This is a genomic window from Oikeobacillus pervagus (assembly GCF_030813365.1).
In the GTDB taxonomy this organism is placed as follows: Bacteria; Bacillota; Bacilli; order Bacillales; family DSM-23947; genus Oikeobacillus; species Oikeobacillus pervagus.
In genome coordinates, this window is record NZ_JAUSUC010000005.1 from 75,446 (window position 1) to 95,094 (window position 19,649).

Annotated in this window: 22 protein-coding genes; all 22 read right to left on the reverse strand. The window is 37.9% G+C overall.

Annotation, left to right across the window (positions count from 1 at the left end):
* Position 1: 1 nt before the first annotated feature.
* Complete coding sequence (locus tag J2S13_RS03300) at positions 2 to 1,087, reverse strand: protein-glutamate methylesterase/protein-glutamine glutaminase (RefSeq protein WP_307256269.1); 1,086 nt, start codon at positions 1,085 to 1,087, stop codon at positions 2 to 4.
* Positions 1,088 to 1,093: 6 nt separating this feature from the next.
* Positions 1,094 to 1,957: a MinD/ParA family protein gene (locus J2S13_RS03305; protein WP_307256270.1), complete on the reverse strand. Its 864-nt coding sequence runs from the start codon at positions 1,955 to 1,957 to the stop codon at positions 1,094 to 1,096.
* Complete coding sequence (gene flhF, locus J2S13_RS03310) at positions 1,954 to 3,105, reverse strand: flagellar biosynthesis GTPase FlhF (protein ID WP_307256271.1); 1,152 nt, start codon at positions 3,103 to 3,105, stop codon at positions 1,954 to 1,956. The genes J2S13_RS03305 and flhF overlap by 4 nt, the downstream gene beginning before the upstream one ends.
* Positions 3,102 to 5,138, reverse strand: a complete 2,037-nt coding sequence (gene flhA / locus J2S13_RS03315; protein ID WP_307256272.1) for a flagellar biosynthesis protein FlhA — start codon at positions 5,136 to 5,138, stop codon at positions 3,102 to 3,104. Before flhA ends, flhF begins: the two co-directional genes overlap by 4 nt.
* Before the next feature lie 29 nt (positions 5,139 to 5,167).
* Positions 5,168 to 6,250, reverse strand: a complete 1,083-nt coding sequence (flhB, locus tag J2S13_RS03320; protein WP_307256273.1) for a flagellar biosynthesis protein FlhB — start codon at positions 6,248 to 6,250, stop codon at positions 5,168 to 5,170.
* Position 6,251: 1 nt separating this feature from the next.
* Entirely contained in the window at positions 6,252 to 7,028 is a 777-nt protein-coding gene (gene fliR / locus J2S13_RS03325) for a flagellar biosynthetic protein FliR (protein ID WP_307256274.1), read from the reverse strand.
* A gap of 1 nt (position 7,029) precedes the next feature.
* A complete protein-coding gene (gene fliQ, locus J2S13_RS03330) occupies positions 7,030 to 7,299 on the reverse strand; it encodes a flagellar biosynthesis protein FliQ (protein WP_307256275.1) in 270 nt (89 codons plus the stop codon).
* 9 nt (positions 7,300 to 7,308) lie between these two features.
* Positions 7,309 to 7,977, reverse strand: coding sequence for a flagellar type III secretion system pore protein FliP (gene fliP / locus J2S13_RS03335; protein WP_307256276.1), 669 nt, complete (start codon positions 7,975 to 7,977; stop codon positions 7,309 to 7,311).
* On the reverse strand, positions 7,970 to 8,656 hold the full coding sequence (locus tag J2S13_RS03340; protein ID WP_307256277.1) for a flagellar biosynthetic protein FliO: 687 nt from the start codon (positions 8,654 to 8,656) through the stop codon (positions 7,970 to 7,972). The genes fliP and J2S13_RS03340 overlap by 8 nt, the downstream gene beginning before the upstream one ends.
* A gap of 16 nt (positions 8,657 to 8,672) precedes the next feature.
* On the reverse strand, positions 8,673 to 9,038 hold the full coding sequence (locus J2S13_RS03345; RefSeq protein ID WP_307256278.1) for a response regulator: 366 nt from the start codon (positions 9,036 to 9,038) through the stop codon (positions 8,673 to 8,675).
* Between the two features lie 23 nt (positions 9,039 to 9,061).
* Positions 9,062 to 10,336, reverse strand: a complete 1,275-nt coding sequence (gene fliY / locus J2S13_RS03350; RefSeq protein WP_307256279.1) for a flagellar motor switch phosphatase FliY — start codon at positions 10,334 to 10,336, stop codon at positions 9,062 to 9,064.
* The gene (gene fliM, locus J2S13_RS03355; protein ID WP_307256280.1) at positions 10,326 to 11,327 is read right to left on the reverse strand and encodes a flagellar motor switch protein FliM; all 1,002 of its coding nucleotides are present in this window, start codon (positions 11,325 to 11,327) and stop codon (positions 10,326 to 10,328) included. The genes fliY and fliM overlap by 11 nt, the downstream gene beginning before the upstream one ends.
* Before the next feature lie 33 nt (positions 11,328 to 11,360).
* Positions 11,361 to 11,801 (reverse strand): flagellar basal body-associated protein FliL, encoded by a 441-nt coding sequence (gene fliL / locus J2S13_RS03360; RefSeq protein WP_307256281.1) that lies wholly within the window; start codon positions 11,799 to 11,801, stop codon positions 11,361 to 11,363.
* Complete coding sequence (locus J2S13_RS03365; RefSeq protein WP_307256282.1) at positions 11,791 to 12,012, reverse strand: flagellar FlbD family protein; 222 nt, start codon at positions 12,010 to 12,012, stop codon at positions 11,791 to 11,793. Before J2S13_RS03365 ends, fliL begins: the two co-directional genes overlap by 11 nt.
* Before the next feature lie 127 nt (positions 12,013 to 12,139).
* Positions 12,140 to 13,381, reverse strand: coding sequence for a flagellar hook protein FlgE (locus tag J2S13_RS03370; protein ID WP_307256283.1), 1,242 nt, complete (start codon positions 13,379 to 13,381; stop codon positions 12,140 to 12,142).
* A gap of 112 nt (positions 13,382 to 13,493) precedes the next feature.
* Positions 13,494 to 14,135, reverse strand: coding sequence for a flagellar hook assembly protein FlgD (flgD, locus tag J2S13_RS03375; RefSeq protein ID WP_307256284.1), 642 nt, complete (start codon positions 14,133 to 14,135; stop codon positions 13,494 to 13,496).
* 8 nt (positions 14,136 to 14,143) lie between these two features.
* Complete coding sequence (locus J2S13_RS03380; RefSeq protein WP_307256285.1) at positions 14,144 to 15,424, reverse strand: flagellar hook-length control protein FliK; 1,281 nt, start codon at positions 15,422 to 15,424, stop codon at positions 14,144 to 14,146.
* A gap of 39 nt (positions 15,425 to 15,463) precedes the next feature.
* Positions 15,464 to 16,081 carry a MotE family protein gene (locus tag J2S13_RS03385; RefSeq protein WP_307256286.1) on the reverse strand — a complete coding sequence of 206 codons (618 nt, stop codon included), beginning with the start codon at positions 16,079 to 16,081 and terminating at the stop codon, positions 15,464 to 15,466.
* A 9-nt stretch (positions 16,082 to 16,090) separates the two neighbouring features.
* Entirely contained in the window at positions 16,091 to 16,534 is a 444-nt protein-coding gene (gene fliJ, locus J2S13_RS03390; protein WP_307256287.1) for a flagellar export protein FliJ, read from the reverse strand.
* On the reverse strand, positions 16,531 to 17,859 hold the full coding sequence (gene fliI / locus J2S13_RS03395; protein WP_307256316.1) for a flagellar protein export ATPase FliI: 1,329 nt from the start codon (positions 17,857 to 17,859) through the stop codon (positions 16,531 to 16,533). The genes fliJ and fliI overlap by 4 nt, the downstream gene beginning before the upstream one ends.
* Entirely contained in the window at positions 17,859 to 18,632 is a 774-nt protein-coding gene (fliH, locus tag J2S13_RS03400) for a flagellar assembly protein FliH (RefSeq protein ID WP_307256288.1), read from the reverse strand. Before fliH ends, fliI begins: the two co-directional genes overlap by 1 nt.
* Complete coding sequence (gene fliG / locus J2S13_RS03405; protein ID WP_307256289.1) at positions 18,625 to 19,638, reverse strand: flagellar motor switch protein FliG; 1,014 nt, start codon at positions 19,636 to 19,638, stop codon at positions 18,625 to 18,627. The genes fliH and fliG overlap by 8 nt, the downstream gene beginning before the upstream one ends.
* Between the last annotated feature and the right edge of the window lie 11 nt (positions 19,639 to 19,649).

The window sequence follows — 19,649 nt, forward strand, 5'->3', positions numbered from 1 at the left end:
TCTATGGCAAATACTTTAAGATCGCCTTGGCAATTTGATTAACAGGTCTAACATCATCGATTAAATGGGTTGCTATGGCCGATTTTGGCATTCCAAAGACAACACTTGTATCTTTAGACTCCGCAATCGCCCGAACATTTCCTTCTCTTTTCAATTTCACAAGACCATTAGCCCCGTCCGACCCCATCCCTGTCATAACGACAGCAATTTTATCAAAATGTAATGGACTAACCGATTCAAACAACACATCAACAGCTGGACGATGCCCATTTCTTGGAGGAGTTTTGTCCAAATGAACAGCGACAGTCCCACCTATTTCCTTGACTTTTAAATGATAATCCCCTGGAGCAATATAAGCGGTTCCGAGTTGTAATATCTCCCCGTCTTCTGCCTCCTTCACCTTGATCTTACAAAGGCGATTCAAACGAGTAGCTAATGATTTTGTAAATTTTGGTGGCATATGTTGAACGATTAAAATCGGTGCATGGATATCTGCAGGTAGTCTCGTTAGGACTTCCTGCAATGCACGTGGACCCCCAGTTGAAGTACCGATCACAATTATTTTCTTTGAGGTCGTTCTCCATCTATCACTCCGATATGCAGAGGAATGTTTCTCATTCATGGTTAATTTTCCATCTATGACGAGATCATTTTCATAGGAAGATGGTTGTTTCAATTTGGAAACTTGTACATGGCTTGCTGACAGAACTTTTTGTATAAGCTCATCTTTAACCTTATGTAAATCTAATGAGATGTTTCCTGAAGGTTTGGCAATAAAATCGATGGCACCATTCTCCATCGCCTCGATGGTATTTTCGGTCCCTTCTTTTGTCGTGCTTGAAAGCATCACGACCGGGAGCGGATTGTTTTCCATAATCAACTTTAAAGCCTCTAAACCGTTCATTTCTGGCATTTCTACATCCATTGTGAGAACATCTGGTTTTAATTGTTTTATTTTTCTTAGTGCATCTTTCCCATTACGAGCAATCCCAATGACCTCAAGCTTGGGGTGACTAGATAAAAAGTCCGAAATTAATTTCCTCATAAAAGCAGAATCATCGACAACTAACACTTTCTTTTTCGCCATAATCCACTACCTTTCAAAGAAAAAATGTCGTAACCTATGAATAAAGTTCCTTTTCAAAGTGGAATCAATCGTTCTTTCATCATTTGAAAGATATTTTTGAACAACGAGTTCAAGGGACCTCGAAATAGAGGATTTAGGGTAATGAATCAGAAAAGGAGTTTGCGCAATCACCGCTTTTTTTACAACAGGATCCTCTGGAAGGACTCCTAGTATGTTGACTTCTTTTTGTAAAAATTTCCTCATTGTGATTGACAATCGTTCTAAAGTTCCTACTCCTTCCCGCTTTGTCTCCGCTCGATTACAAACGAGATAAAACGATTTATCCTTAACCATTAGCTGAATATACTTCATCATAGAATAAGCATCCGTAATCGCCGTTGGTTCTGGAGTCGTAAGGACGATCATCTCATCGACGGACATCAGTAGTTCCAAGCTTTCACTAGTAGCCCCTGCTCCCATATCAAACAAAAAATAATCATACTCATACTGGAGCGATTCAAGAGCATCGAGCCATCGTTCAAAAGTCGTTTGGGACCATTCTACGATTTGGGCTAATCCAGAACCACCGAATACATACGATATTTCATTAGGTCCTTGTAGTATAATTTCTTCTAGTTCATACTCCCCCGCAAAAAAATCCGCAATGGAGCGATCCACGACTTGCCCAGATAAAATATGAATATTCCCCATTCCAATATCTAAATCAAAAAGGAGAACTTTCTTCCCGTTCTTCGCTAAAGAAATCGCAAAGTTCATTGAAAAATTAGATTTTCCTACTCCGCCTTTTCCACTTACAACGGCAACGGTTGTTGCTTGTTTACCTTGCGCTTTCATTATTTTTAAACGCAAAGATTCTGCTTGATCCTTCATTTTTTCTCAACCTCAAGTAAAAGTTTGGTCATGATCTCAGCATCCGCTTCAATCAGATCATCTGGTACATTTTGACCATTCGTGATAAAAGCAACTCCTTTTCCATATTTCATCATTAAATTAAATAAAGCTCCACAACTACGTGTCTCATCCATTTTTGTAAAAATAAATTGGGTGATTGGTGCTTTCTCAAATATTTCAATGATCTCCTCTAAATCTTGCTGTTTAGCCGTTAAACTAAGCACTAAGTACGTATCCATATCCTCATCAAAATCGATCACTTTTTTTAACTCTTCTACATACACAGGGTCACGGTAGTTTCTTCCGGCAGTGTCAATAAAGATATGGTCAAAGTCGTTAAACTTTTCCACTGCTTTTTGAAAATCTGAAAGTTTGTACACGACTTCTACAGGAACATTTAATAGGTTTCCATATGTTTTTAACTGCTCGATGGCAGCAATTCTATACGTGTCTGTCGTAATAAAGGCAATTTTTTTCCTTTGTTCAAGCACCGCCAAAGAGGCACATTTAGCTAATGTTGTTGTTTTCCCTACACCTGTGGGACCCACTACATTAACGAATTTTTTCGTAAAAGGAGGAAGTGTTCCTTGAATGGGAGCTATTTTGTTTTTCAAAAAATTCAAAGTCCATTCTCTAATCGTTAAAAACTCAATTTCCTCTTTCGATTCTTTCCATTTCGTTAATAAATGTTCACCTATTTGATGGAGATAAATGTTTTCGACTCCTTGATCCGAAAGCTGGATGAGAATTCTCTGGATGTCATCTGGATATGCTTCAATCCGCAGTGATTGCCTATCTGATAATTGATGAATAAGGGTTCTCAGCTCTTTCATTTCTTTCGTAATAGCCAGTGTTTCCTTATCCTTTTCTTCGTCAATCGGTTGCATTCTTGGTTGTACTGAGTCTTTCGAGATAATTTTTGGTTTGTCTTTCAGCTGAGGGCGAAGATGATTCACTTCAGGATCCATCGCTGCAATGACTTCTATGTTTTTCTTTTTAAATAAACCTAAAAAACCGCCTGAATAAACCATCCTTGAGTTCAAAATAACTGCTTGTTCACCAAGTTCTGCACGAATTCGCTTCATTGCCTCTGGCATAGAGGGGGCCATATATTTCTTTACTTTCAATTCATGTTCACCACCCCTACACTTTGTACTTCGATATTCGCTTCCAATTCATTGTAAGATAGAATCGGAAGCTGCGGAAAATACCTTTCTGACAATTGTCGTACATACATCCGAATGGCAGGCGAGCATAATAGAATCGGAGTTTGTTGCATATAAGACAATTGTTCTGCTTGTTCTGCAATCGCCTCTAATATTTTTTGAGATTCAGTTGGATCAATGGATAAATAGTTCCCATGTTCTGTCTGTTGAACCCCATCTGCTATCGTTTTTTCGATTTGCCTTGATAGTGTAATAACTTTTAATGTTTCACCATTTTCAGCGAATTGATTCGTGATTTGTCTTGAAAGAGCTTGTCTAACATATTCAGTGAGCAAATCTGTATCGGATGTCATTTTGGCATAATCAGCCAATGTTTCAAAAATGATCGGTAAATTACGAATGGAAACATTTTCTTTTAATAATTTCGCTAATACTTTTTGTACTTCCCCTACTGATAGTGGATTTGGGGTAACTTCTTCAATTAAAATCGGGTATGTTTCTTTTAGATGATCAATTAATTGTTGTGTTTCCTGTCTTCCTAATAAATCATGAGCATTTGCTTTAATGATCTCTGTGATATGAGTGGAGACAACACTAGGTGGGTCTACCACTGTGTAACCTAAAATTTCAGCCTGTTCTTTCTCATTCTCGGTAATCCATTTCGCAGGTAGTCCGAATGAAGGTTCAATCGTATCTATTCCTTCAATTGAATCATCGTCTCCCCCCGGACTCATCGCTAAATAATGATCAAGAAAAAGCTCACCCTTAGCCATCTCACTCCCTTTAATTTTGATACGATATTCATTTGGTTGAAGTTGAATATTATCGCGAATTCGTACCACTGGAATGACAAGGCCAAGTTCAATTGCTAATTGACGGCGAATCATGACAATACGGTCTAATAAATCCCCGCCTTGGTTCGCATCCGCTAATGGAATCAACCCATAACCAAATTCAAATTCAATCGGATCGATATTCAATAAGTTGACAACACTCTCAGGACTTTTCATTTCTTCCGTTTCTACCTCTTCTTCTAGCTCAAGCAACTCTTCCTCTGCATGTTTTGGTGTTTTCCCGAGCATATACCCTCCGGTGATTAACGCTAATGCAACCGGAATCGTCAAAATGTCGTTAATAGGAGTAGTTAGGCCGAGGAGAAAGATAGTCCCGCCAGCTACATATAACATCATCGGATACGCTAGTAGCTGTGACATAATATCTTCCCCGAGATTCCCATTTGAAGCCGCTCTTGTGACGACAATACCGGTGGCTGTAGAAATGAGTAATGCCGGAATTTGGCTGACAATTCCATCCCCGACAGTTAATAGAGAATATCTAGTAGCTGCCTCTGCAAATCCTAAATCTTGCTGAGCCACTCCGATAATCATTCCGAAAATTAAGTTGATCAAGACGATTATAATACCAGCAATGGCATCCCCTTTGACAAATTTCGTGGCACCATCCATCGCTCCGTAAAAATCACTCTCTCGACTAACCTTTTCTCTTCGTTCTCTTGCTTCTTGTTCAGAAATCATCCCAGCGTTTAAATCCGCATCAATACTCATTTGTTTCCCCGGCATCGCATCCAACGTGAAACGTGCCGCAACTTCGGAAACCCTCTCAGAACCTTTTGTAATGACAACAAATTGGATAATCACTAAAATTAAGAATACAACAAGTCCTACCACAACATTTCCGCCCACTACGAATGTTCCAAACGTCTCGACAACGCCGCCTGCCTCCCCCTTACTCAAAATGGAACGCGTTGTCGACACATTTAAACCAAGACGGAACAAAGTTAAGAGTAATAATAAAGAAGGAAAGACCGAGAATTGCAAGGGCTCTCTCATATTCATAGAAATTAATAAAACAAGCAAAGCAAGAGAAATATTACAAATGATGAGTAAACTTAATAGCCCCGGCGGAAATGGTATCACGAGCATCGCCACTATTAAAATAACACTTAATAGAACAGATATATCTCTTGCTTTCATAATGGACTCTCCTAACTTTTTCATGGATATTACAATTTATTTTTGATTCGGTAAACGTAAGCTAAAATTTCCGCCACCGCTTTAAAAAACTCTTCTGGAATAACCTCACCGATTTCAGCTTGGTCGTATAATGCCCGTGCTAACGGTCGATTTTCAACCATCATGACATCATTTTCATTTGCAATATATTTGATTTTTTGCGCTAAATAATCGACACCCTTTGCAACAACAAAGGGAGCATCCATCTTCTCTTCATCATACTTCAGTGCAATCGCATAATGGGTCGGGTTCGTAATGACGACATCTGCTTCGGGAACTTCCTGCATCATCCTTTTCATCGCCATTTCCCTTTGCCTTTGTTTGATCCGTGATTTAATGAGCGGATCCCCTTCTGTATTTTTATACTCATCTTTAATATCTTGCTTTGACATCCGAAGATTTTTCTCAAAATCATATCTTTGGTAAAGATAGTCTAATAGAGATAAAAATAATAACGCAAAAGAAGCCGCTAAACCCATTTGAACTGTTAAAGACCCAACCGTTGTTAAAGTGTCTTTTAAAGATTGAAAGGAAAGGCCAAGCACTTGGTCAATATTCAGCCAAAGAATGATGAAGGTGACCGCGCCAACAAAGGATATTTTTAAAATAGATTTTAATAATTCCACAATCGCCCGTAAGGAGAAAATTCGTTTAAACCCTTTAATTGGATCGATTTTGTCTAATTTTGGTTTCAAAGGTTCACCCGTAAACAAAAAACCTACTTGCATATAATTGGCCACAATCCCTGCAATGAGGGCAACAAGCATAATCGGCCCTGAAATCATCGCTAATTCCTTCATCATTTCGAATGAAATCATCTTTAAATTATTTTCCGTAAGGGGCATAAGCATATAATGTTGAAACGTGTGCTCAAACACTTTAAAAACACCTGTTCCCATGAAGGTTGAAGCAATAAGCAAAAAGCCAAACACAAAAAGTAACCCAATCGCTGTATTCACATCTTGGCTTTTGGCCACTTGTCCTTTTTTCCTAGAATCTTGTTTTTTCTTTGGTGTGGCTTTTTCTGTTTTTTCACCAGCGAAAAACTGAAGGTTAAGGGATAAATAGTTCAACTTATGTCCCCCCGATCAGTTTCATCACATCGCGCATCACGATAAACATCATTCCAAATAATTGTTGAACAACAGCTAAGATGACTCCCATTACAATGAGTAACACGATAAATGAAACCGCGATTTTAATCGGAAAACCGACTACAAAAATATTTAATTGTGGCACCGTTCTCGCCACAATTCCTAAGGCAACATCTACTAAAAATAATGTGGCAACAACAGGGATTGCCATTTGGAAAGCGATAATAAACATGGAATTAAAAGCTTTGACTATATATTCCGCGAGATTTTCATTTCCAAATGGGATAAATGCCTCCTTCATTGGAATCATTTGATAACTATAAAAAATTCCGTCTAAAATGATATGATGCCCATCAACTGCGAGTAACAATAATAAGGAAAACATATACAAATACTGACCTAATAATGGACTTTGGGCACCTGTCTGTGGGTCGATGACATTGGCAATCGCAAACCCCATTTGAAAATCAATAAATCCCCCGGCTATTTGGACGGCCGCTAAGATCATATAGGCAATAAAACCGATCAAAAGACCAACAAGAGCTTCCTTTAATACAAGTAAATAATACTCGGCATTTATTTCAAAAGGTGTCACATCGAGCGAATAATACATCATCCAAGATAAGACAAGGGCAAAAGCAATACGATGCATGCTCGGAATCGTTCGATAGGAAAATAACGGCATCGTCACAAAAAAGCAAGAAACTCGCACAAAAATTAATAAAAAAATCGATAATTTCGGAATGAATATTTCCATGTCATCCGACAAACCTTGTCAAATTCGTAAAAATCTCAGATGCATAAGATACTAGTTTGCTAAGCATCCACCCTCCGAAAAAAATCACGCCTACTAATACAGCCACTATTTTGGGAATAAATGCGAGTGTTTGCTCTTGAATTTGTGTTGTTGCCTGAAAAATACTTACGATCAAACCCACGACTAATGCTAATAATAATAATGGCCCACTAATGATTAAAATCGTGTATACGCCTCTTTCGGCTAATGAAATCACCATTTCTGTACTCATGAAGTCCACCTACTTAAAACTTTGTAACAATGACTGAATAACTAAATACCAACCATCCACTAAAACAAATAATAATATTTTAAAAGGCAATGAAATCATCACAGGTGGAAGCATCATCATCCCCATCGACATGAGGACACTTGCAACGACCATATCGATCACTAGAAAAGGAATGAAGATCATAAAGCCGATTTGAAACGCTGTTTTGATCTCGCTTAATGCAAAAGCAGGAACCATAACTGTTAAAGGGATATCCTCAATCGTCTTTGGTCTTTCCGCTTCTGTATAACTTAAAAACAATTCAAGATCTTTCTGCCTAGTATGTTCACTCATAAAATCTTTAAAGGGCACACTCGCTCGAGTATAGGCCTCTTCAAGCTGAATATCATTATTGAACAATGGTGTTAATGCTTGGTCATTTACTTGTTGAAAAGTTGGTGCCATAACGAAAAAAGTTAAAAACAAACTTAGCCCAACTAACACTTGGTTAGGAGGCATTTGCTGTGTAGCGAGTGATGTCCGGACAAATGATAGAACAATAATGATCCTAGTAAAACAAGTCATTAAAATTAATATGCTTGGCGCTAAAGAAAGGACGGTTAATAAAAGTAAAAGTTTAACAGATGTTGCGACATTTTCAGGTGAGCTGTTATTAAAAAATTGCATAAACTCATTCATCTAACTTTTTCCCCTTATCCTCGAACTTTTCTAGCGTATTCCTACGTTCTTTCTTCAAATCTTCCAATTGGTTGGTAAAAATTGCACGAAACGGCTTCGATTGATGACCTGACCGTTTTTGATCCTTTTGGTGTCCTTTTACTTTTTGTACAAGTGTTGTGAACAAATCTTTCGTCTGCAACATTTGATCCATATTGTCGTTATACATATGAATCAGTTGATTATACTCATTCGGTTCGTCAATCTCTTTCAAGAGCTCCACATTTTCGCCGATTCCTAAAACGAATATTCGATTCCCAACTTTTACAATTTGTACGGAACGATTCCCCCCTAAAGGAGAACCACCCAAATGCTGAATCATTTTCGTCTGCTGATATGTACGGCTCCTCTGGTTAATGAATTTTAATAAAAAATAGATTAAAGCAATGACAAATAATAAAGCACCGATCATTTTCATAAAGTTCCATGCATTAACACCGTTAGATGTTTCGGTTGAATCGATTGGATTCGCCTTTGTATTGTCTATATTTTTTTTGCACTTATCAGGGTGTTCGTAGCAATCCTTTACATTTTGTTGATCAAATGATTCAGCAAAAGTTTGAATTCCATTCCCCCAGAACAAAGCAAGACAAAAGCTAAGGGTGAAGGCGAATAAACTTGTAATGAGTCGATTTTTCAATAATGACACCTTCTTATTATGATCCAAGCGCTTTTGAAATCGCCTCAATCACACGGTCCGCCTGGAATGGTTTAACGATAAAATCTTTTGCTCCTGCTTGAATTGCATCAATCACCATGGCTTGCTGTCCCATCGCTGAACACATAATGACTTTTGCATTTGGGTCATGGGCTTTAATATCTTTTAAGGCAGAAATTCCGTCTTTTTCGGGCATTGTAATATCCATTGTCACTAAATCTGGGGTTAATTCCTTATATTTTTCTACCGCTTGCGCTCCATCAGCTGCTTCTCCGACTACTTCATACCCATTCTTCGATAAAATATCCTTAACCATCATTCTCATAAATGCAGCATCATCGACAATTAAAATTCTTTTTCCCATGTATAATTCCCCCTTATCAAATGCTATTCATTATTTAAATTATGAATTCGATCTCTCTGACTCATAATGTCGGTAATACGTACTCCAAAATTTTCATCAATGACGACTACTTCTCCTTTTGCAATCAGTCGGCTATTAACTAATATGTCGACTGGTTCACCTGCGAGTTTATCCAGCTCAATGATGGAACCAGATGTTAATTCTAAAATTTCTTCAACAGACCGTTTTGTTCTACCAAGCTCTACTGTTACTTGAAGCGGGATATCTAATAACATATTAAAATTTCTTGCTTCCATTTGGTGAATGGATGGCTGCTCAAAATTCGCAAACGATGCCGGTTGCACATGTACAGGTTGCTGTATCTGTGTTTGTGTAGCATTTCCACCAAAATGATGTGGTGTGGTTGGTTGCATGCTGGATCCCATCTGCTGTGGCGCATGATTATACACTGGAGCAGTTTGGTTAGGCATTTGCTGTCCAACATTCGCCTGTTCATTCGCTTCAATTTGTGAATGTGCCATTTCCTCATTTCCAACTACTGCTTGAGTGCTCGGAATTGGGCTAGTTTCTTGATGAGTCAATGTGACTTCCTCTTGTTGAGGGGGATTCATAAGCTCCATTACTAACCCTTTTGCGAACGGCAATGGCAATAATTGCATTATATTAGAATCAATCAACTTCCCAATTTGAAGTTTAAAGGAAATTTTGACGATCAAATCTAGCTCTGTAATGGGATCGCCACCCTCCCCTTGAACTAAATCCATTAATTCGATCGTAGGCGGTGAAATATCTACACGTTTATGAAAAATCGTAGACATTGAAGTTGCTGCTGAACCCATCATTTGATTCATAGCTTCTTGAACAGCACTCAATTGAATTTCACCTAACTCAGGATTAGGATTTTCTCCATTGCCCCCAAGCATTAGATCAGCGATAATAGCTGCATCCGTCTGTTCAATGACTAATAAATTCGCACCCGTGAATCCATCTGTATATTGAACTTGAATGGCCACATATGGATGAGGAAACTCCTTTTGGATATTTTTTCTCTCAATAATCGAAACAGCAGGGGTGGTAATTTCTACTTTCTGATTTAACAAACTGGAAAGCGCTGTAGCGGAACTTCCAAAAGAAATATTGCCAATTTCCCCTAGGGCATCTTGTTCAAACGAATCTAAGTAATCTTCAACATTCATTTCCGGAATCAACTCATCCTCTTGATCCTTTTCACTTTCATTAGATCCCCCTCGTAAAAGAGCATCAATTTCATCTTGTGAAAGCATATCATCACTCATCATCGTTGTCTCCCCCCTTCAATGAGTCTAAAATTTGTATAGCTAATTTATTGTTCAACTTTCCTGGTTGTGCTATAAATTTCGGAATTTCTCCTATTTTTACTTGCAAAGGATCTGTGATGCTTTGCTTCAATTCAATCACATCTCCAGCACTTAACAATAAGAAATCTTCAATTGTTATAGTGGAGCCACCCAGCTCAACAACGACTGGAATATTCGCTTTTTTTATGCGGGTTTCTAAACTTTCCAATTCCCCCGCTTTTCTTTCCTTTTTCTCGGATGTTTGCATCCAATAATGAACAGATAATTTTGGAATGATCGGTTCAAGTACAACATGAGGAATACAAATATTGATCATTCCTGTCGCTTCTCCTACCGTCGTATTTAAAGAAATGACGACAACCGTTTCATTTGGAGAGACCATTTGCAAAAATTGTGGATTCACTTCGAAATCAGTTAAAAGTGGGCTAATTTCTGCTATATTCGCCCATGCCTCTGGGTAATATTCAATGGCACGCTCAAACATATTGCTCATGATCTTCGTTTCAATTTCTGTTAAATTCTCCACCTTATTCATACTTGTCCCTTGTCCACCTAACATGCGATCCATCATCGCATAAGCAACATTCGGATTCACTTCCATTAGAATACGACCAACTAAAGGCGGAACCTCAAACACATTTAATATCGTCATATTTGGAATCGAACGGATAAATTCTTCATACGGAATTTGATCGACAGATGCAACGGATATTTGCACGTACGTTCTGAGCTGTGCTGAAAAATAAGTCGTTAATAATCTAGCAAAATTTTCATGCAACCTTGTTAAACTACGAATTTGATCTTTTGAAAATCTCAAAGCCCTTTTGAAATCATATACTTTAATTTTCTTTGTCTCTTCTTCTTTTTTTAATTCATCGGCATCCATTTCACCCGTTGACAACGCTGAAAGTAGGGCATCAATTTCACTTTGCGATAAAATATCACCAGACATCCTGTCACCTCCAGTTCTCTATTCTATTTTTCCTTATTGTATAATATAGGAGGTGATGTATACATTAATAACTTTCCCTTCTTGCATCACTTCATTTAACTTCATTTTTAGTTGGTCACATAACCGGTCTTTCCCTTCCTTCCCCTTTAAATCATCGGATTTTAACTCAGATAGTTCTTTTATAATAATATTTTTTGTTTGAAAATCGCGTTTTTCTAACTCTTTTTTTGCTTCCTTGCTTTCCGTTTCGATTTTAAACGAAATACGAATATAATCATTCGTTGCTAAGTTTGTTGTAAGTTCTGGAACATCAACAGAAGCCTCTAAAACTTCATCGATTTTTGGTTCTTTTGCTATTCCCGTATTCGATGATTTAAGAATCATAATGATGACGACTGCCCCTACGAGTGTAATGACAGTTAATAAGATTAGCATCACCGATAAAATTTTATTTTTTTGTTTTTCATTCTCCATCTTCGCATCCCTCCAACATTTGTCCCCCTAGAAGATGAACTTGCTTATAGAAATCAAGGATGAGCTGTTTGACCTCTCCTTCCGACTCCTTCACCACAAATTTACGACCATTCGTCAGTGTAATCGTCGTATCTGGAAAAGACTCTATCATTTCTATGTAGATCGCATTTAGTAAAAACGATTTCCCGTTTAACCTTGTCACTGGAATCACTGTATGTCAGTGCTCCCCATCATGGGTAAGTTTTTTTACATTAGACTAACCATGATGGGAATATCACTGTCCCTCCTTGCCTATTCAAAATAGTAGCTTTCCTTTATAAAGAAGTAGTTTCAGTCTATTAACGTTTTAAGTTCACAAGCTCTTGCAAAATTTCATCTGATGTCGTAATAATTCTCGTGTTCGCTTGGAAACCACGCTGCGCAACGATCATTTCGGTAAATTCTTCCGATAAGTCCACATTGGACATTTCAAGAGCACCTGATTGCAAAGCCCCACGACCTTCATTGGCAACCCCATAATTCGGAATTCCAGAGTTATTAGACGCTTGGAAATAGTTATTTCCAGCCTTCATTAATCCGCCATTATTGGCAAACGTTGCTACAACTAATTGCCCTTGCGTTGCCACCTGTCCGTTCGAATATACCCCATTAATTTCCCCAGAAGCCCCGATATTGAAGCTTTCTAAGTAGCCTTCCGCATTGCCATCCATTTTATCGACATTGGCAGTGGAGGCACTGGCAAATTGAGTGATGTTGGAGAAGTCTAGTTTAATAGGAACTTCCAAGCCATCAGTTGTTTTTATGGTTATTGACTCAAGGGGTGTATCATTTAAAACACCTTTTTCAAAGGATAATTCTGTGTTTGTTTGCCCTTCTATTGTGTTTTTCGGATCTGATGTTTTCAACTTATAGCTCCATTTATTTTCATTAGTTTTTTTAAATTCTACTTGCAAATTAATATCTCTTCCAAGTTGATCTTTTACTTTGAAATCAATTGTAACTCTTCCATCAGCAGTATTTGAATCAGTATTATTATAGTTTGGAGCCTCTGCGTTCAAATTCCCACCAAAATTCACAAATGTAGTTTCATTCGGTGGCATGACGGTATTCGTATCGAGCACAATATCTTTAATCGTATTACGATCAATTGTTCCATCGTCTCTCACGTTATATCCTTGTACCTTCATCCCGTCCCCCGTCACCAATGAACCATTGCTATCTAAATAAAAGTTTCCTGCTCTTGTATATAAAAGGTTATTCCCTTGGGCTACGGTGAAATAGCCATCGCCGTTTATTCCGACATCGAGCACTCGGCCGGTTGTTTGGAGACTTCCTTGTGTATCGATTAAATCAATCGTCGCAATGGTTGCCCCTAGTCCGACTTGTTTCGGGTTTTGCCCTCCGACATTTAAGCCTGGGCGACTTGCACCTGAAACGGTTTGACTCATGAGATCTTTAAAGGTGACACGACCTTTTTTGAAACCGTATGTATTCACATTGGCAATATTATTACCGATAACATCTAATTTTGTTTGAAAGTTTTTGACCCCACTAATTCCAGAGTACATCGAACGTAGCATATACTTTTTCCCCTTTCTCATTGCCTAAATTTTGATTAGTCAAACAGATCGGCTACCTTTGTTTCTATTCACAAAATAAAATCCCACATCATGTTTCATGAAGTGATTGTTATTATTCACTTTTTTCTATTTTAATCAAATGATCGGCATTTATCTTTTCTCCCGTTTTCATCAGGAGCCAAATCACGCCATCTTTCATAGAAACGGATTGAACGATATCAGAGATTTCCTTCTCCTCTTTCATCCAACTGACTTTTTGTCCAATTAAATGGCTAGCATCTACTAAGGCATTCCCAGATGGTTGATGATTGACTTGAGAAATATTTGCTGGCTGTAAAACGGTGCCATCCTCTAAAATAAATTGAACCGTGTTTTCTTTAAACTTCACACTTTTCACGATGCCTTTTCCTTCGATGACTTTTGGTTCCTCATTGGAATCTTCACTCGTTTCAAGTTTATGCCAAGTGACCTCTTTTCCGACGAAGGAATTATATGTGACCAGTTGGCTTTGCTGTTCAAGTTGAACAAACTTATCAAAGGAAGTGGCTAGATTCGTCATTTGCTCCAATGAGGAGAATGTTGCCATTTGCGCAATGAAATCTTTATCTTGCATTGGGTTCATCGGATCTTGATTTTGTAATTGCGCCATTAAAAGCTTTAAAAAATCATCTTTTCCTAAAATATCTCCGCCAGGTTTCCGTTGATTTGTTGGTGAATTTGCTAAATATAAACTAGGATCGATTTTACTAGACATCTCATCACCTACACTTCTACATTCAATAGCATTTCTTTAAAATTGGTCTTGTTTGATTCTTCTTGTCGATCATTCTGTTCTTCTTCATTTCGTTGATTTTCACGATTGGATTGTTGCTGACTAGGCTCACGGTCAAATTTTTGCGGGTCTGTCCCATTAAAGTTGACTTCCAGTTTGTCCACTTGAATGTTCTGACTTGTGAACGCTGTTTTTAAACTATGTAACTGGGAATCTAGTAAGTTTTTTACAGTCTGAGATGACGCTAAGATTCTTGCCGTCAACATCCCGTCTTTTTGTAATAATTCAATGCGAAGAGATCCTAGATGTTCCGGATAAAGTTTAATCAATAATTTATTTCCGTTCGGAAAATTTGTCAGCTGCGATTTCGCTAATAAATGGGAAAACTTCTCGACAAATTGTTCAAAATTCATCGGCCTTGGTTGGCTGCTTACGAATAACGTGAACTGTTCTGTTCTACTCATCGTTTGAAACAATGGAGTTACAGCAATGGGAGGCTCTTTCGTTCCATTTAAGGATACATCCGACTTCTCCCCTTGCATTCCATAATTTGAGAAAGCTGTTTCTACTATTTGAGTTACTTGGTTGCTTGTTATTCTGTTCAGACTTTGAATAGTAGAAAATATTTTTTGTCCAGTCCCCATTTTTTGATTTCTCAACATATCCGCAAGTACTTTAGAAATGGATAATAGCGACTCTTTTATCGCGGCGATCTTTTGCGCATCCTGGAAATGCAAATCCGTAAGTTTCCCCATTAATTCATATACTTTCGCGACTTTTAAAACATCCTCTACTGAATGCAATGAAAGATTAGCGAATTCTTGCTGGGGTGTGATGGCAATCAGTTGAACTACTTGGAATAGATCTGATAAATCTATTTCCGCTAAATCCTTTTGCTTTATATTCTTATCTGAAAAATGTGAGGATAATTTCTCCAGTAAAGAAGTAATCGATTTTTTTACATCTTCCAATCGGCTCCCTAGCAATTTAGCTATTTCCTCTAAATTCGGAAGCCCACCATCCATTGTGTTTTCAATACCAGAATGGGTTATTTGATCAATGTGATCAGTGTTTATTATTTGTAATAAATTTTGTATTTTTTCCTCTTGAGCATTAACATTAGAAGAATTTTCCGTCATTGAATTCGTTTGATTTAAAACAGCTCCTAATGTGTGTGCAAAATTCTCCTTTGCCGTGAACAGTCCATCTGCTTTTCTCGTCAAAGGATTCGCTTGTTCTGTCCTTCCCTTAAAAAACACCCCAACGTCCATTCATATCCACCTCTCTTCATCAAGACATCTTTCTTTCCTTTATGATGTGATATTTGACAATAATTTCGTATATTTTGCGGCTGTTTCTGGTGGTAATTTTTCCAATACTTTTCCTTGCTGATCTGTACTTAATCCATTTAATAATTGAACGGCATCTTGATCGGATAAATTTGGTAAGATATTGGCAATGTTTTTCGGTGACATGGATTCATATGTTTTCGTTAATTGTTTGCCTTCGTTATTCGCAGTCTTTTGACTCTTTTCGTTCATGAGATTTTTCATCTCAATTTCTAATCGATCTTTCTCGACTTTCAATGTTTCCACTTCTTGTTCTGATGAGTCTAGCTTCTTTTGCAATTGTTCGATTTTGGCTTCTCGGTCTTTAATTTCAGCTTGAAGGGAGACGACTTTCTTTTCTAATTCTTCATCACTTTTTTGATTTGTTGGTGCATCTGTCAACTTAGAAATACCCGGGATCTTCCCGCTGATATCTTTTGCTTTTTCAAACACATTCACACCTGCAATCGTCATGACGATCAACCCGATCGTCATCGCAAATAATAGTGGAATGATGATGACAAATAAAAACCATTGAAGTTTACTAGAATCCTTCTTTTCTAGTTTATCTGCTAATTCATTTTTCTTTTTTTTTGCCATAGAACTCACCTAATTTCCACGGTTCATAAATTGAATGGTCGAAATCTCGTCCATTTGTTTATTTTCGTTTTGAAGTAGGAATGCTTTAAATCTTTTCATGTCTTTTTCTTTGATCTTTTCGTATTTTTTCACTTCGATATTTTTTTCTTGTAATAACTGACTAAACCAATTCATTTTATTGCGAGCATTGATGACAAGTTGTTGATGATAATCAATGGTTTTCTCTAAATTACTAATAAACTGTTGATGATGCTGAATTTCAATGATAGAAAACCCTGAAACTAATTGGTTTTCTTGATACTGTAATAAATCTTCTTTCTTTTTTAGTAAAAAATATAACTTTTCTGCCACTTCTTCAAATTGTTTCAAAGATTCATTATAAGTTGCCAGCACTTCATCTTTCTCTCTTTCTTTCAAATGGAGAATTTTATCAAACTTAAAATGGTAGTTCACGATGACCATTCCCCTTTGCTTGCTAATTGAATTAAAGAGTTTATACTCTCTTCCTTCGTTACTTTCTCATCGGTTCTCTGTTTCAAAAGCGAGATGATTTGTGGATAATAGGCGATTGCTTGGTCGATTTCAGATGATGAACCTTTTTTATATGCACCAATATTGATTAAATCTTCGGCGTTTAAATAGGTGCTTAATAAATTGCGAATTTGTAAAGCTGCTTCAAGATGTTCATCTGATGATAAATGATTCATTAAGCGACTTACACTTTTTAACACATTAATAGCTGGATATTGCCCTTTATTCGCAAGTTCCCGGTCAAGCACAATATGTCCATCTAATATCCCGCGGACTGTATCGGCAATCGGTTCATTTAGATCATCGCCATCCACTAACACCGTGTAAAAAGCGGTAATTGTCCCTTTATCATTTGTTCCTGTCCGTTCTAATAATTTCGGCAAAATGGCGAAAACAGATGGCGTATATCCTTTTGTCGCTGGAGGCTCACCGACGGCTAAGCCAATTTCTCTTTGTGCCATCGCTACACGAGTAACGGAATCCATCATAAGCATGACATTTAACCCTTTATCACGAAAGTATTCAGCAATGGATGTTGCTGTAAAGGCTCCCTTAATTCTCATTAAAGCCGGTTGGTCAGATGTTGCAGCAACTACTATCGACTTCGCTAACCCTTCAGGACCTAAATCCCGCTCAATGAATTCTCTTACTTCTCGGCCACGCTCTCCAATCAAGGCGATCACATTTAAATCAGCTTGTGTATTTCGGGCGACCATTCCTAGTAAAGTACTTTTTCCAACGCCACTACCTGCAAAAATCCCGACACGCTGACCTTTTCCGACTGTTAATAAACTATCGATGGCCCGTACCCCTACCTCTAATCCTTCATCAATTGGGGGTCTTGTCAGTGGGTTCGGAGGGGATTGGTCTGTCCCGACGGATGCTAATCCTTTCGGTAATACCGACCCATCCATCGGTTTCCCCATGGAATCGAGCACTTTCCCGATAAGAGCAGAACCTACTTTCACCTCTAATGGTTTACGAATGGATTCCACTAAGCTTCCAGGTGAAATTTCGTTTATATTTGAAAACGGCATAAGGATGACCATCTCATCTCTAAATCCAATCACTTCTGCGGTAATTCTTTGATGTTTGTCCTTTCCATTTGTATAAATATAACAAATATCCCCAATGGAACATTCTGGGCCTTGAGATTCAATCATAAGACCGACTACCCGTTTCACTCTTCCGTAATGTTGAAATGAATCCACCTTTTCAATCAATTCTATCAAATCAACAGCCTTCATCATTTGAAATCTCCTTCGATTAATTCAAACAATTTATTCCGGATTTGTTGCAATTGACTATCCACACTGATGTCTAAATGGCCCTGTTTCGTTTCAATATAACAACCATCTTCGGGCAAATCTTCATTCGGATATAAGTAAAGTTGGGCATTGACAGGGAAAATGGCTTCGAGTTCTTCTCTTTGGGAAACAAGTAATGAATATTGATTCGGATGTATATGGATTTGCACTTCATGTTCATCCCGGCAAGCTTTTAGCCCTTGTTTGACTAGAGATATGAATGATCCCTCCTGATTTTCCAACGCAATTCCGATGATTTTTTCGGCTATTTTCATGGATAAATCTAATATGACTTTTTCAGATCCCTGGACATTTTTCTCAAATTCCATTTTCGATTCGTCAATGACTTGTTTAGCGATTTCTATTTGAGAAATCCACTCTTCATATCCCCGTCTTCTTCCTTCTTCATTGCCTTTTGTTAAACCCTGTTCAAATGCTTCTTCAATTAACTGTTGCTTTTCTTCGTTCCATTGTTGTTTTTCTTCCTCTATTTGTTGCCGAGTTTGTTCAGCGGATTCTATTGCCTTCCTCTTAATTTCTTTGGCTTGCTCATTTGCCTCCAAAAAAAGCTGTTCTTTTTCGATTAAATAATTAGATTCATCTACTTGCCCTTCTTCTTCCGCTATTTGGGGAGGCCGAATCATTTTGATTTCAATGATTTTTGACGTTTCCTCCCGTTCCTTCGCAAAGCGAGATTTAATAATTCTAGACAATGATATCATCTCCTCCGCCGCGAGCGATGATGATTTCCCCTGCTTCTTCTAAGCGGCGAATGACACTAACAATTCGCGACTGGGCTTCTTCCACATCCCGAAGCCTAACAGGTCCCATAAATTCCATTTCTTCTTTAAATGTATCCACCATACGAGTTGACATATTTCGAAATACGATTTCTTTCACTTCATCGCTAGACACTTTAAGTGAAAGTAAAAGATCTTCATTTTCACAATCACGGATTACCCGTTGGATAGAACGATTATCAAGTGTAACAATATCTTCGAAGACAAACATCCGCTTCTTAATCTCTTCAGATAGTTCTGGGTCTTCGATTTCAAGTGCATCCAAAATTGTCTTCTCTGTCGAACGATCGACACCATTTAATACTTCTACCACCGCTTCAATTCCACCCGTTTGCGTATAATCTTGTGTAACAGTTGCACTTAATTTTCTTTCCAATATAGCTTCTACTTCGCTAATGATTTCTGGTGAGGTACTGTCCATCAACGCAATCCGTTTGGCGATATCGGCTTGAACCTCTTGAGGTAATTCCGATAAAATTTGTCCGGCTTGCTGTGGTTCTAAATAAGAAAGAATCAAGGCAATCGTTTGCGGATGCTCATTTTGGATAAAATTTAATATTTGGCTTGGCTCAGCACGTCTTGCAAAGTCAAATGGACGAACTTGCAAAGACGATGTGAGCCGATTAATAATCGCTTGCGCTTGGTCTTTTCCTAGAGCTTTTTCAAGGACCGTTTTCGCATATCCTATTCCACCTTGAGATATATAGTCTTGAGCGAGAGCGATATGATGAAATTCTTCTAAAATATGATCTTTTTCAGCTGAATCTACTTTTTTTACACCAGAAATTTCTAATGTTAATTTTTCAATTTCTTCTTCTGATAGATGTTTGTAAACAGATGATGCCACATCCGGTCCAAGTGAGATGAGCAGAATGGCAGCCTTTTGTTTACCTGTTAGCTTTTTGTCCCTTCCCGCCAATTCAAATTCCT

What these genes read in the sequence shown, in the direction of transcription:
- J2S13_RS03300 (WP_307256269.1), bottom strand. Translation starts at nt 1,087, where the DNA reads ATGGCGAAAAAGAAAGTGTTAGTTGTCGATGATTCTGCTTTTATGAGG.
- J2S13_RS03305 (WP_307256270.1), bottom strand. Translation starts at nt 1,957, where the DNA reads ATGAAGGATCAAGCAGAATCTTTGCGTTTAAAAATAATGAAAGCGCAA.
- flhA (WP_307256272.1), bottom strand. Translation starts at nt 5,138, where the DNA reads ATGAAAGCAAGAGATATATCTGTTCTATTAAGTGTTATTTTAATAGTG.
- fliR (WP_307256274.1), bottom strand. Translation starts at nt 7,028, where the DNA reads ATGGAAATATTCATTCCGAAATTATCGATTTTTTTATTAATTTTTGTG.
- fliQ (WP_307256275.1), bottom strand. Translation starts at nt 7,299, where the DNA reads ATGAGTACAGAAATGGTGATTTCATTAGCCGAAAGAGGCGTATACACG.
- fliP (WP_307256276.1), bottom strand. Translation starts at nt 7,977, where the DNA reads ATGAATGAGTTTATGCAATTTTTTAATAACAGCTCACCTGAAAATGTC.
- J2S13_RS03345 (WP_307256278.1), bottom strand. Translation starts at nt 9,038, where the DNA reads ATGGGAAAAAGAATTTTAATTGTCGATGATGCTGCATTTATGAGAATG.
- fliY (WP_307256279.1), bottom strand. Translation starts at nt 10,336, where the DNA reads ATGATGAGTGATGATATGCTTTCACAAGATGAAATTGATGCTCTTTTA.
- fliM (WP_307256280.1), bottom strand. Translation starts at nt 11,327, where the DNA reads ATGTCTGGTGATATTTTATCGCAAAGTGAAATTGATGCCCTACTTTCA.
- fliL (WP_307256281.1), bottom strand. Translation starts at nt 11,801, where the DNA reads ATGGAGAATGAAAAACAAAAAAATAAAATTTTATCGGTGATGCTAATC.
- J2S13_RS03370 (WP_307256283.1), bottom strand. Translation starts at nt 13,381, where the DNA reads ATGCTACGTTCGATGTACTCTGGAATTAGTGGGGTCAAAAACTTTCAA.
- flgD (WP_307256284.1), bottom strand. Translation starts at nt 14,135, where the DNA reads ATGTCTAGTAAAATCGATCCTAGTTTATATTTAGCAAATTCACCAACA.
- J2S13_RS03380 (WP_307256285.1), bottom strand. Translation starts at nt 15,424, where the DNA reads ATGGACGTTGGGGTGTTTTTTAAGGGAAGGACAGAACAAGCGAATCCT.
- J2S13_RS03385 (WP_307256286.1), bottom strand. Translation starts at nt 16,081, where the DNA reads ATGGCAAAAAAAAAGAAAAATGAATTAGCAGATAAACTAGAAAAGAAG.
- fliI (WP_307256316.1), bottom strand. Translation starts at nt 17,859, where the DNA reads ATGAAGGCTGTTGATTTGATAGAATTGATTGAAAAGGTGGATTCATTT.